The 12,221-nt window shown below is 56.0% G+C and carries 10 protein-coding genes; 7 read left to right on the top strand and 3 right to left on the bottom strand.

The genetic code is table 11. From position 1 onward, the window contains the following. Window positions 1-258 precede the first annotated feature (258 nt). The 6 genes from JNB88_RS30580 to JNB88_RS30555 all read left to right on the top strand — a co-directional run bounded on the left by JNB88_RS30580 (window position 259) and on the right by JNB88_RS30555 (window position 7,194). On the top strand, window positions 259-885 hold the full coding sequence (locus JNB88_RS30580; RefSeq protein ID WP_220358718.1) for a YoaK family protein: 627 nt from the start codon (window positions 259-261) through the stop codon (window positions 883-885). Window positions 886-1,138: 253 nt separating this feature from the next. Then, entirely contained in the window at window positions 1,139-2,644 is a 1,506-nt protein-coding gene (locus tag JNB88_RS30575) for a DegQ family serine endoprotease (RefSeq protein ID WP_220358717.1), read from the top strand. A 658-nt stretch (window positions 2,645-3,302) separates the two neighbouring features. Further along, entirely contained in the window at window positions 3,303-3,758 is a 456-nt protein-coding gene (locus tag JNB88_RS30570; protein WP_220358716.1) for a hypothetical protein, read from the top strand. 838 nt (window positions 3,759-4,596) lie between these two features. After that, a complete protein-coding gene (locus JNB88_RS30565; protein ID WP_037129827.1) occupies window positions 4,597-4,956 on the top strand; it encodes a hypothetical protein in 360 nt (119 codons plus the stop codon). A 252-nt stretch (window positions 4,957-5,208) separates the two neighbouring features. Beyond that, window positions 5,209-6,345: a cupin domain-containing protein gene (locus JNB88_RS30560; protein WP_220358715.1), complete on the top strand. Its 1,137-nt coding sequence runs from the start codon at window positions 5,209-5,211 to the stop codon at window positions 6,343-6,345. Window positions 6,346-6,480: 135 nt separating this feature from the next. After that, entirely contained in the window at window positions 6,481-7,194 is a 714-nt protein-coding gene (locus JNB88_RS30555) for a hypothetical protein (RefSeq protein ID WP_220358724.1), read from the top strand. Window positions 7,195-7,263: 69 nt separating this feature from the next. Here the strand turns inward: JNB88_RS30555 and JNB88_RS30550 are convergent, their stop codons facing one another. The 3 genes from JNB88_RS30550 to JNB88_RS30540 form a co-directional block, all read right to left on the bottom strand. Then, on the bottom strand, window positions 7,264-7,971 hold the full coding sequence (locus tag JNB88_RS30550) for a response regulator transcription factor (RefSeq protein WP_220358714.1): 708 nt from the start codon (window positions 7,969-7,971) through the stop codon (window positions 7,264-7,266). After that, window positions 7,964-9,547, bottom strand: coding sequence for a sensor histidine kinase (locus JNB88_RS30545; protein ID WP_223217395.1), 1,584 nt, complete (start codon window positions 9,545-9,547; stop codon window positions 7,964-7,966). The genes JNB88_RS30550 and JNB88_RS30545 overlap by 8 nt, the downstream gene beginning before the upstream one ends. Window positions 9,548-9,770: 223 nt before the next feature. Then, complete coding sequence (locus tag JNB88_RS30540) at window positions 9,771-10,556, bottom strand: alpha/beta fold hydrolase (RefSeq protein ID WP_420832233.1); 786 nt, start codon at window positions 10,554-10,556, stop codon at window positions 9,771-9,773. 811 nt (window positions 10,557-11,367) lie between these two features. On the opposite strand from JNB88_RS30540, the gene JNB88_RS30535 reads away from it, so the two are divergent. Then, a complete protein-coding gene (locus JNB88_RS30535) occupies window positions 11,368-11,877 on the top strand; it encodes a cytochrome P460 family protein (protein ID WP_037129835.1) in 510 nt (169 codons plus the stop codon). Window positions 11,878-12,221: the final 344 nt, after the last annotated feature.

Raw genomic sequence — 12,221 nt, 5'->3', positions numbered from 1 at the left:
TTTTCGACAACTTTGGTCCCGACGACGAATGCTATCCGGAATGGGCTTACGACCGTGAGGAGCATTTTTTCCGATCTGATGTCTGTCCTGATTAACGAGTTGGGCTGGCGAGGTGTGAGAGGGCGCTTGTGTGGAGGCATGCGATACGACGGCCGAAGCGCCCTGATGTGCTACGCATTGGCCGGGCCAATTGTTCGGGGATCGCCTGGAACGATGCTTAACCTGAATGTTTTCAGTAGGCCGATGCCGAGGCGGCCAATGATGTTCGCGCTGTTGGCCACCGCTTTGGCGGGGTTTGTCGATGCGGTTGGCTATGCGCAGCTCAATCGTCTCTACGTTTCGTTCATGAGTGGCAATAGTACGCATCTAGGCATGGTGTTGGCGTCTGGCCAATGGGGAGAGGCTGTCAGCGCAGGTTCCGTGATTGTAGCGTTCGTGACAGGGTCTTTCATGGGCACGCTACTAAGCGATGCAGTAGACAAACCCTTACTAGCGTTGATTTCGAGCGAAATGCTCTTTTGCGCTATCGCCGCAGGCATGGCAGCAATCGGTTTTGGAATGTGTTCAATGACGGTGGTAGCGGCCATCATGGGAATACAGAATGTCATGCATCAGAGCATTGCCAATACAGATGTTGGCAAAGGTTTTATAACCGGCGCTCTGTTTGGCCTCGGTCAGGCCGCGGCTCATGCGATCAGAGATCGTGCCAACCTTGCTTCTGCTAGTGTCAATGCATGCTCATGGCTGAGCTTTGTAGGCGGGGTCGTCTGCGGTGCGCATAGTGTGGGCAGTCTTGGTGTGGCTCTGTCACTCGGCGTGGTGTGCTTCGGGTTTCTGGTTATGATCGCGCTTGTATTTCAAACGGCTTTTGACAAGCAAAGCTGAGGCACCATTTGCCAATGCGAGAGGTGGGCAGGATCCTTACCGTAGCTAGCTGACCCGCTTTTACCGCTCCCTTCGCCCTCTCTTGGTTGAGCTACATAAAGTATTAAATTATCGTAATGCATTAAATTTAAGTAATGAAAATGTAATATACTTTTAATTTGAAAATATAGGCTGTCGAATTCATATTTTGATTACGCGTTGAGTTTCGCTTGCGGCTTTACGCGATTGAGCAACACTTCTCAGGACAGAGACCGTGACAAATATCATCAATCGCCGCAAGTCGGCGGCTCTTTTAGGCGCAGCAATTATTGCAGGCGCTGCTTCGATACCGCTTGTATATGAAACATCGTCTGCCTCCGCCGCACCTGCGAGCGCATCGTTGGCGAACGAGGCCAGCAACGGTTCCTTCGCTTCTGTGGTTGATGCCGACAAGCCGGCAGTCGTGACAATTGTCACAACAATGAAGGCCCAGGATCAGGACGAGGATGGCGACAGCTCGCAGATGCAGGAGCAGTTCAAGCAATTTTTCGAACAGCAGGGTATTCCGGCCCCGCGTCAGGCGCCGTCTCCGAAATCAAATGAGCGCGCACAGGCTCTAGGTTCAGGATTTATCGTCAGTCCCGATGGTTACATTGTCACGAACAATCACGTGATCGCCAACGCGACCGACATCAAGGTAACGCTGGATGACGGCACGGAGCTTGCCGGAAAGCTTATTGGAGCTGATCCGAAGGCAGACCTTGCTGTCGTCAAAGTTGACGCTCCGAAGCCGCTGCCAACGGTAGCCTGGGGCGATTCGGACAAGCTCAGACTGGGTGATAGGGTTCTTGCAATTGGCAATCCTTTCGGAATAGGGACCACCGTCACTGCTGGCATAGTGTCGGCACGCGGTAGAGACCTCCATAGCGGTCCCTATGACGACTTCATTCAGATTGACGCCCCTATCAATCACGGAAACTCCGGTGGCCCTCTGGTTGACAACGAAGGCAAGGTCGTCGGCATCAATACGGCAATCTATTCGCCGAACGGAGGCAGCGTTGGCGTCGGGTTTGCCATCCCTGCCGACCAGGCCAAGATGATTGTGGCGAAGTTGCAGAAAGACGGTTCGATTGATCATGGCTATCTGGGCGTCCAGATCCAACCGGTGACGCAGGATGTTGCCGATGCGATCGGCCTTGCAAAGCCCGTTGGTGCGTTGGTTGCCGACGTTACGAAAGGTTCGCCCGCGGCTGATGCCGGCATCAAACAGGGCGATGCCATTACGGCTGTCGGAGAAAAGGAAGTCTCTACTCCGAAGGACCTGTCGCGGCTTGTCGCAGATCTCTCACCCGGTGACAAGGAGACCGTCACCGTGTGGCGTGATGGCAAAAGCATCGACTTGAAGGTCGCCATCGGAGGAAATGACGACGGAAAGCAGGAGCTCGCCGCATTCAAGGACGGGGAGAAGGCAACACCAACCGGTCCGCGGATTGGCGTCGCGCTCGCCGACCTGACGCCAGAGCTCAAGGAACGTCTGAACCTTTCCGGTAACGTGCAGGGTGCCGTCGTTGCCAACGTGGCGCCGGACAAACCGGCGGCCGAGGCGGGGCTGAAGGCCGGTGACATCATCTTATCGGTCAATGACAAGACCGTTCACGATGCCAGTGAAGCCAAGAATGCGGTTGCGGCTGTTGCGAAGGCCGAGAAGAAGTCAGTGCTGCTGCTGATCCAGCGCGGCAATAACAAGACCTTCGTCGCTGTGCCGTTCGCTGCGGCATAACTGGCAGACTGGGGGCCGACGCACACACCTGCGTCGGCCCTTTGCTATTAGTCGTCGTGGCTTACTCAAAGATTGGTCGGCAGCGGCCCACGTCACCACTCAATCGCCGCTGCCGATGCCGACGGAACGGGAGCTCCGCTACGGGCGCAGAAACGTCGCTTCCCTGAAAGAGTGTTCTGAAAGCCACTTGTGACGCGCAGCTGCGTTCTGAAGCGCCTCACACGTCCTATGGCCCTCGCGAAACAGGTTCATGAGAATGGCGCCCGCCAACTCCACATCGGGGTCGCGCCGGTCCAAGGAGCGAACCTCTCTCCAGTCATCAAGTACCCTATCAATAATTCCAAGTTCCAGCGATCCAAATACAGTACTGAAAAAGCTCTTCATTCTCGCAGTCTCTCAACATTCGTTTGTTCCGCAATCGGCTTGGGGGGCACGCTATTTTCAGGAAGAGCTCTTCGCCACTGTACGCAGGTCTAGTGTTGATAGGCCGACGGTATGATCGCCAATCGAATATCGGGCGTGTCACACCCAATATCCTGAAGCCGCCCCGCTACCTAAACCAATGGATAGCGCCGACATGTCCTGCGTATGATGTTGCAGCAGAAACCAAAAATGCATGTTCGCAGTCTCCAATCTGAGATCAACAAGGAGAGCGGACGTGCCATCACAAACCTCGCGAATGAACTACTCAAAGTTTGCGCTTAGCTGCCTCGTCGGTGTAGCTGCCTCGCTGGTGTTAGCGGCGTGCCAAACGACAACCGGCTCAATAGAAAGCAGAGAAGACAGCCTTGCTGCTGCAGGTTTTGTAGTTCGCCCAGCCAACACGCCCCAGCGAGAGGCCATGCTGAAGCGTCTTCCACCCAATAAATTTCTTGAGCGAGCACGTGGCAGTACGATCAACTACGTTTACGCCGATCCGGTCAATTGCAATTGCTTGTACATCGGCAACCAGAATGCATATGACCGCTACCGTCGAACCCAGCTTCAACAGAGAATTGCCAATCGCCAGCTACTGGCGGCGCAGACATATGCCGATGCCAATTGGGACTGGAACAGATGGGGTCCTTGGATTGACGACTTCGATGGTCCGTTTGGACCCGGCGCTGGCTGGTAACAGCTTAGGAAGTTGGCGGGGCGTGTGGCTGTTGCGGGATCCCATGCTGGGGTTCCGCAATTTTGCCGTTGTTACTCGGCCGTCCTACGATGGAGCTGGATCGTGGGGTGGTTGTGGCAGTGATGAAGTCTGCAATGGGTAGGCAGATGCGCGCCTCATATGCGCTCTATCAAACGCAACTCATCGAGTTGCGTTTGATGCGAATTGGCGTCCAAAGCTCGGCTGTCTTTCAATGCTCGTTGTGAACGACGGGACCATAGCAATACACGCTTCTGGCGTTGTAAGGCTTGGGGATCGCACTCCTCGCTTGCGTAGGCGCCCGCCCGACATTCACAAAAATCTTCGCGAATGACAAGATGGGCCAGGACCTCAATGCGCTACTGCTCGGTGAGCAGTGCATGAGGGATTGCAAACGTTAGTGATGTTCAGGAACAAACGCGAGCACCCGCCGGCTTGACGGTCGCAGCGCTTGAGCTGGCGCGCGTGGAATGACCTCGTGTGTGGGCTTGAGCGAAGCCATTGCTGCGCGAACGGCCGCTGCTAAAATGCGAACTCCGTCCCCGAACAAGGCGATTGTGATCGCCATGACGCTTGACTGCTATCCGAGCAAATTTCGGCCCGATGCCGCGCGCTAGCGGTCTGTCTGTGTCGTGCCAAACTCCCACAAACGAAAGTCTAGGTTCGGGACGACCTCAGTATGATTTCGCTCAATTGCCCGGAGGCATAGGTTTTCACTGTCGCTTCAATCGAGGCGGCGGAACCAGGGAATAGACCCCTGATTTTGTAAACAGGCGTCACCCGAATGGAGTGGCAACCAGCCCTTTGGAAGGAAAAATCGATGAACCGCGTTACAAACTTTGCGATGGCCGCCATCATCTCTTCATTTGCTTTTGGCGGCGTAAGCTACGCAGAAGACAGTGTCACCATGAACTACGGTCCTGAAATCGAACGGACGCTGGCCACTTTCAACCAGAACTTCGACGTCAAGTACCTGAACGACTACCAGAACCAGAAGGTTCAGCCTGATGCCGAGGACACTGCTATCCCGCGTTCCGAAGCAGGCGTGAAGAACATTCAGGCTTCCATTAAGGAGAACAAGCCACTTGTTGAAAAGCTCGCAGCCAAGGGCATCAACGTCGATGATGTTGTGAATGCCCAGCAGGCAGCCGACGGCAGCATCACGCTCTTCGTTCGCTGAAGTTATCGAATGGCCCGGAGTAACTGCTCTGGGCCCTCTTTGACGTTTGGTATTTTCACTCTCCCTTTTCAACGCCGAACGAATTTTGGCGGGTGGCTTGGGGATCCGGTGCGACAATCTCGCTGAAACAGGGCACCAATCAGTACGCCCTCGACTGGTCGTCCACCTCTGCCACTGAAACATTGTTTTGACCGCGTCGGTGCCCCTACCTCGCTCACTGATAGCGACCTACAAAGGTGCAAAGGATTTTACATGACCAAGGACGCAACCCCACAGCCAGTCCGGAGCACCAAGGGTGCGGATGATCCAGGTCCGCGCAACGTCGAACTGGATCTGCAGAACCCAGATCTGCTTGTTCCGCCGGAAACGGATAGCGGCTCGTTGCCAAACCTCAAGTTCCCGTTCTCAATGGCGCATAATCGTCTGGAGGATGGAGGTTGGGCGAGGGAAGTTACCCTTCGTGAGTTCCCGGTGGCAAAATCGATGGCGGGCGTAAACATGCGCCTTGGCCCAGGTGTCGTTCGCGAGCTGCATTGGCACAAGGAAGCAGAGTGGGCCTACATTCTGCAGGGGACCGCCCGGCTGACAGTCGTTGACCCTGAGGGGAACCTTTCGATTGATGACCTGACACCAGGCGATATCTGGCTGGTGCCGGCGGGGGTGCCACACTCGATCCAGGGTATGGAAGAAGGTACTGAATTTTTGCTTGTGTTCGATGATGGCAAGTTTTCGGAAAACGAGACTCTGCTGATCACCGAATACTTGGCACACACCCCGCCGAGCGTTCTGGCGAAAAATTTCGGCGTCACCAGTGACGACTTCGCTGATATCCCTACAGCGGAAAAGTACATTTTCAGACTTCCGGTGCCCCAACCGCTCGACGCAGTGCGCCGCCTCCTGCCAAACAGCCCGCCGCCGCTTTCATATGTCTTTCACGCCGCCCAAATTCCCGCGCAGAAATACATGGGCGGCTCGGTCAAGACTGTCGATGCACACAATTTTCCAGTTACGACGCTCTCTGCGCTCATTATCGAGATCGAGCCGGGTGGGATGAGAGAGATGCACTGGCATCCGGATGCCGACGAGTGGCAATACTATATCGAAGGCGAAGCGCGCATGACCGTTTTTGACGCGACTTCGAAAGCCCGCACCTTCAACTATCGCGCGGGCGACGTGGGCTTCGTGCCGAGGACCTTGGGACATTACATTGAAAACACGGGCACGACGCCGGTAAAGGTGATCAATGTCTTCAACAGTCGGTTCTGCACAGATGTCTCACTCAATCGTTGGATGGCACTGACGCCGCCTGATCTTATCCGCGGGCACTTGAATCTCAATGAAACCGTCATGAAGGCCTTGCGCCAAACACGTCAAGCCGTGGTGCGCTAGGCGCGTACCAACGTCGCTTCAGGCGGTGTCGGTCTCCTGGCAGACTCCGCCGACTAGAAGATCGAGTGCGAGCGTGGATTTCCCCGGTACTCGAAGAACTGGCTTGCTCACATCGTCGATCGACAGGGACTACCCATGAGATATATACCTGCACTCCACCTGGCTCTGGTAAGTGCGCTTGGCCTTATCGTTCCAAATGTTGTTGTCACCGAGGAAGCATTTGCTTCTCAAGCAATCGTTCACAAGATGGTCGGACAGGTCGCAGACCAGACGCCAACCGCTTCGCTGCTTGTCATCAACTCCGAGGGTGCAAGGCTGGACGGCGGCAAGCTGATCCTGACGGGTGTTGCCAAAAACGCCATCGTCTTTGCGGACCGCCCCATAAAGGCTGCGGGGCACCTTGCGACTGATGAGCTCATTCGACAATGGGCCGAGGGGGTCGACAATTTTAAGGAGGATCCGCCAAATGCGACGATCTCGGTCCTGAGTGGTGGGGCCGAGGCTAGGGATGCTGTTGTCACCCTGAAATCGGCGAAACTTGATGGAACTACTTTGATCTTTGACGTCGCCATTCTGGAAGGAAGCCTAAGCGATGCGGCAGGCCCGGCTGCGTTGTTCATCGATCACTGGCGAGGTTGGAATCACGCTGGCTGGTACGGTCTGGGTCTTGCTACCGGCGCTGCTGTTGGTGCAGCGGGGCTTCGAACGCCGCAGCCGGCCTACGTGGCTCCGTATTATGATCCCTATTATGTTCCAAGTACTTGCCCGCCCGGATTCTGGCTGGGGCCCTGGGGAGACTGCCGTGACACACCATATCACGGGCGTTTGCCAAACGGCGCTTGGCAATAGAAGAGCTGCGTTGAAGGTTCTGCTCTCCACGCTGTTTGCTTCCTTGAATCTGCGCCGTCCCCCACATGCCTAGAGCATTTCCTCGAATGGGATTTGACCTGCAGTGTGGGGGATGTCTGGAAGCCCGACCTTGTTAGAAAGAAGCTTGTTGCTGCGCTCGATCTTCCTAACCAATTCGGCAACTGACCGGACCTGCATTTTTCGCATCAAGTTTCCGCGGTGCAATTTCACCGTGATCTCACTTATCCCAAGCCTGTGAGCGATCTGCTTGTTCATCAGGCCTTCGATGACGGCTTCAATAACCTCGCGTTCTCTAGGCGTCAGCGTTTCGAAGCAGGAGGTGATCTCACGTTGGTGCTGCATTTCCAATCGGCGGGCGGCGTCGCGCTCGAGGGCGGTAAGGACGGAATCGAGCATGTCTTGATCACGGAAAGGCTTCGTCAGAAAATCGATAGCGCCAGCCTTCATTGCCCGCACGCTCATCGAGATGTCACCGAACCCTGTCATGAAGACGATCGGCAGGAGGCTCCCTGCACTTTCGAGGTGGAGCTGAAAATCGAGGCCGTTGAGGCCTGGAAACCTGACGTCCAGAACGATGCAGCCGGGGCGTCCAAGTTCACCATGAGTCAGGAAGTCGTCTGGGCTCGTAAATGCCGCTGCGTCCAGATTCATCGAGCGAAATAGATCAATGAGCGATTCTCGCATCGCTATGTCGTCGTCGACGATGTTGACGATTGGGCGCTCCGAACCTCGTGCATAGGTGGTTGATTCAGGCATCGGCCTGCTCCTTTGGTAGCCGGATTTCGAACAAGGCTCCGCCGTCGGGATGGTTGCGCCCTGTTAGCGAACCACCTCTTGCTTCGATGGTATTTCGGCAGATCGACAGACCCATGCCCATGCCGGTGTTTTTCGTCGTAAAGAAGGGCGTGAATATCTTCTCTTTGGCTTCACCCCCCAGACCACAGCCCGTGTCGCGGACGGTTATCAGCACAAAGTCCTCTTGATCTTGACTATCGAGAGTAACCGTAATCAGTCTTTCTCTCGGCGCAGCGGCGCTGATCGCCTGGACGGCATTGGATATGAGGTTTATCAAAACCTGTTGCATTTCCACCTTGATGGCCGGGATTGGTGGAAGCTCGCCGTGTTTAATCACATCGACGGTCGTGCGCTCCCGCTGCAAGTCATGCTCCATCAGGCTGAGTGTATCGATGACGAGCGTGTTGAGATCTATCCTCTCGGATTCCTGTGGTTTGGCCGACAGCATGGCACGCGTATTCCTAATGATCTCGCTTGCTCGGTTGCTGTCGCGAAGAATGCGTTCCGAAGCGCGCCTCGCAGCCTCGAGATCTGGCGGGGTCCTGTCCAGCCAGCGAAGCAAGGTCTGCGAGTTGACACCTGTTGCACCGAGCGGCTGGTTCAGTTCGTGAGCAAGCGATGCGGAGAGTACGCCAATAGTCGCCGCACTCAGGGCGCGGCTCAGTTCCGCCTGTGCTTCGGCGAGTGCTATTCGGGCTTCCTCGCGTTGTGTGATATCGATCATGCTGACGATAACGCGATTGAAGGACAAGGGATCTTCAGGAAGACCGATGCTAAGCAGAACGGATTTCGTCCCTCCGCTTGCACCGATCACTTCAACCGTGTCCTCGAAATACCGCGCGCCGTCCATGATCGCCTGAAGGATGCTGGTCATCGCGGGGCTTGTTGGAGAGATGAAGCCGGTCATCACGCCAGCTGGCGCATGTGTTGTCGATGTGCCCAACAGATCGTTCGCCGCTTCATTGGCGGCGACAATTTCAACCATTCCCATGCATTCGGCGATGAAATCGGGATGAGCCTGCGAATACGTGCCTAGATCGGAGACACCACGCGCCCTGAGGTCCATCAAATAGCTGCGAACCTTTGAGTAGTCGCGCTCCCAAAGAGCCACCCGGGTCCGATCAAAGATCGATCGGTAGCGCTCCTCGCTCTCTCGCAGCGCGGCGTTCGTCCGCAGAAGCTCGCTTCGGGCCCGGTCATTTCTGAGTAGCAGAGCGGTCGTTACAAGAAGGGCTGCCAGGGCCACGGCAAGTCGCAGGAATGCCGCCAGGTCGCCGGGGGGATCCGAACCGAAGAAGAATGCGAATAGCGTTAGGGCGACGAACGTTCCTGAAAGTGCTGCAAGGCCCTTTCGGTTGGTGGCTTGCGCTGCGAGCAGCAGTGCCATGACGTAGAGGACGGCGACTGCGCCTTCGATGTCCGTAAACATATCGACTGCAAAAACGGCCGATGCGATCGCCAGGGACAAAACGCCGAACATCAGATCATGACGGGTAACCTCATGTCGCGGGAGCATTGAATCTGGACCGTTTTCCATCCAGTACTATCCCATTCGAGAAAAACATGGCTTCAATGGTTGTTGGACCGCGCCTTCGAGGCTGATCAGTGTCGGCCATGGACATTTGTGCATGGGCGCCATCTGCGCGATGAAGCGACTGCAAACAAAAGGCGTGTGCGAATAAGGTTGAGCGACGACCCGCCCTTTGGTTGTCTGGCCGTCGCCCCCGGGGTTGCGATAGTCCGAGCGATTGCGTTGAAAGTTACTTTTCAGTCGATTCCGCTGCTCTTTCGATCAGATGCGCAACCTTGTCGGGATGCGAAACCATCACGACATGGGACCCACCCTTTATGACTACGGTCTCCTTGGAGTTGGCGCGCTTGGCCATCCAGTCCTGTGCAGCAGGCGGAATGTTCTTGTCTGCGTCGCCATAGATGAACCATGACGGAATGTTCTTCCAAGCCGGATCCGCTGCGGGTTCCTGGAGAGCAACATCGGCAATTGGTCGTTGGGTGGCCGCCATCAGGCGAGCCTCTGCCTTGGGGACGTCGGCCGCGAACTGGTCTCTGAATTTGGATTGCTCGATGTAGAGATCATGGCCACCGTCCGGCAGATCAACTGGCGGAGCGAGTGTTGGAGCAAGGGTGCTTCCGGGAAATTTGCCGCTCAGGCCAACCGCTGTTTCACCAGCTTCCGGTGCAAACGCCGCGACGAACACAAGAGCTTTCACATTCTCGTGGCCTTTTGCAGCGGCGGAAATTACGCTGCCACCGTAGGAGTGTCCCACGAGCACAACAGGTGTGCGAATGCTTGTAAGCAGGGAGGAGACGTATTCTGCGTCTCCCTTGACGCTTCGCAAGGGGTTGGCAGCTCCAATGACCCGGTAGCCATCCGCCTCGAGATCCTTGACGACGCCATTCCAACTACTTGAGTCGGCGAACGCTCCGTGAACGAGGACAACAGTCGGCTTTTGCTCTGCGCTTGCGGGACCGGACAGGAATAGGAGACTGGCAGCCGCGAGTCCGAATACAGTGGTGTAAAGCGACACGGTTCTTTCCTTATGTTGGCTAACACGCCGGACTAGACAGGCAGCCTGTGTCGACACTGTTTCAAGGAATGAGCGAATGTGTATCGTAGCGTGTCCAAAGCCGCTTCCGTACATTTGGTTACAATTTCGGTGGGGCGGACAATCAAAACACAGCCGAGGTAAAAAGCGAACGAACCGCGTCGGTCGAACGAGACCTCCGACATGCATCGGCGCGTCTCCAGTGGATAGCGGCGACGCTGCTCGATAATCGCAATAAGACCCGTCGGCGCCGACAGGATCTTATGATTTCCGCTAAGACCAACGCTTTTAGCACGTCAGTCGCTTGGTTGGCTTCGTGAACAGGAACAAGGGCCGCCTCGTCGGGGGGAGGAGAGGCGGCCCTTGGCGGATCGGAGGGCGATCCGCGGACTTCGGCGCAAGAGGGGTGAGGCGCCGGAGTCGTGGGTCAATTGCTACACAGGGCCCGAACCGGAAGGCATTGATGACGCATTGCCGACCTCTTATCCTTTGTCACCAACCGGCATGGCTTCATTCCAGACCCTATTCTTCGGGCCACAGCTACGAGATGGATGCTGGATCCACGATGTGTCTGGCCGATTTCAATAGACGGCGTTTTTGCAAGAACGTGTAGTTTCGACGCCCACCGATACACCGGGATACAATTGAAGACATCGATTGCGCCGGTTGGTGTTCATCCGCCTAGCGCAGCTCGCCGCAGTACACTGCGTTACAAAACCGTTCTCTTCCTGAAATGCCGCGGACACATTGTCCGGTGATCCTAGATCAACAAAGATCACCACAGGAGTGTCTGATGAGGCTTGCTATTCTTAGTGCAATCGCTGTTCCGGTAGCTGTGTTCGGTGTTGCGGCATCCTATTCCGCAGCAAGTGGCGCCCCCCCGCAAAACGCCTCCCCGATCTACGGCGTTACCATTCCTGATGGCTATCGGGACTGGAAGTTTGTGGCCCCGGCTCAGGAAGCGCCTCCTTTGGACGAGTTGCGGGCAGTCTTGGGTAATGACATCGCAATCGATGCTTACAAGAAGGGAACGTTGCCGTTCCCGGACGGGTCGATCCTTGTCAAGCTCGCCTACAAGCGCAAGCAGTCGACGGAGTTTCCTCCAGCGACCGTGCCAGGTGCGCCGACGACTGTCCAGGTGATGGTCAAGGACTCTAAGAAATACCCCGACAGCCATGGATGGGGATTTGGGAGGTTCATAGACGGCAAGCCCGTGGACATTGCCCAGCATGAGACCTGCCTTGCTTGTCATACGGAAAGGGTGAAGGATCATGACTACGTCTTCACCCGGTACGCACCTTAAGCGCTGAACCATACTGCACCACATTTCTTGGACAAGCACCTGAAAACATCAGGTCTTTCTGTTCCTGACGATTTCGGGACTTCTTCCTGCTAGTTGAACCCTCGATGTCCGACGCGTAGGCGTGGTCACGGGGCATGCGACGTTGCCGGCAATGTGGTAGCGGACGACCGGACGGCTCTCCTGACGAGCACGAGCAGTCGCAGCCTAGCAAGGCTGCCGCTTCTCGGCCAGGGTCGCAGACCTTGCCACTCAATATCTTTGTTGGTGGGCGCAGGGTAGGCTCGTGGATTGCTTTGCCGTCGCCGGAGATCGTCTGGCACACGCTACGACTAATCCACTAGGGT

Origin of the sequence: Rhizobium cauense (genome assembly GCF_019511525.1) — a bacterium.
Classification (GTDB): domain Bacteria; phylum Pseudomonadota; class Alphaproteobacteria; order Rhizobiales; family Rhizobiaceae; genus Rhizobium; species Rhizobium cauense.
The sequence above is the reverse complement of the archived record's forward strand: the minus strand, read 5'-3'. Positions and strand labels throughout refer to the sequence as shown.

Bases quoted from the DNA above. Each gene is read 5' to 3' on its own strand.
- JNB88_RS30545 (WP_223217395.1), bottom strand. From the start codon at position 9,547: ATGGAAAACGGTCCAGATTCAATGCTCCCGCGACATGAGGTTACCCGT.
- JNB88_RS30555 (WP_220358724.1), top strand. From the start codon at position 6,481: ATGAGATATATACCTGCACTCCACCTGGCTCTGGTAAGTGCGCTTGGC.
- JNB88_RS30560 (WP_220358715.1), top strand. From the start codon at position 5,209: ATGACCAAGGACGCAACCCCACAGCCAGTCCGGAGCACCAAGGGTGCG.
- JNB88_RS30550 (WP_220358714.1), bottom strand. From the start codon at position 7,971: ATGCCTGAATCAACCACCTATGCACGAGGTTCGGAGCGCCCAATCGTC.
- JNB88_RS30565 (WP_037129827.1), top strand. From the start codon at position 4,597: ATGAACCGCGTTACAAACTTTGCGATGGCCGCCATCATCTCTTCATTT.
- JNB88_RS30535 (WP_037129835.1), top strand. From the start codon at position 11,368: ATGAGGCTTGCTATTCTTAGTGCAATCGCTGTTCCGGTAGCTGTGTTC.
- JNB88_RS30580 (WP_220358718.1), top strand. From the start codon at position 259: ATGATGTTCGCGCTGTTGGCCACCGCTTTGGCGGGGTTTGTCGATGCG.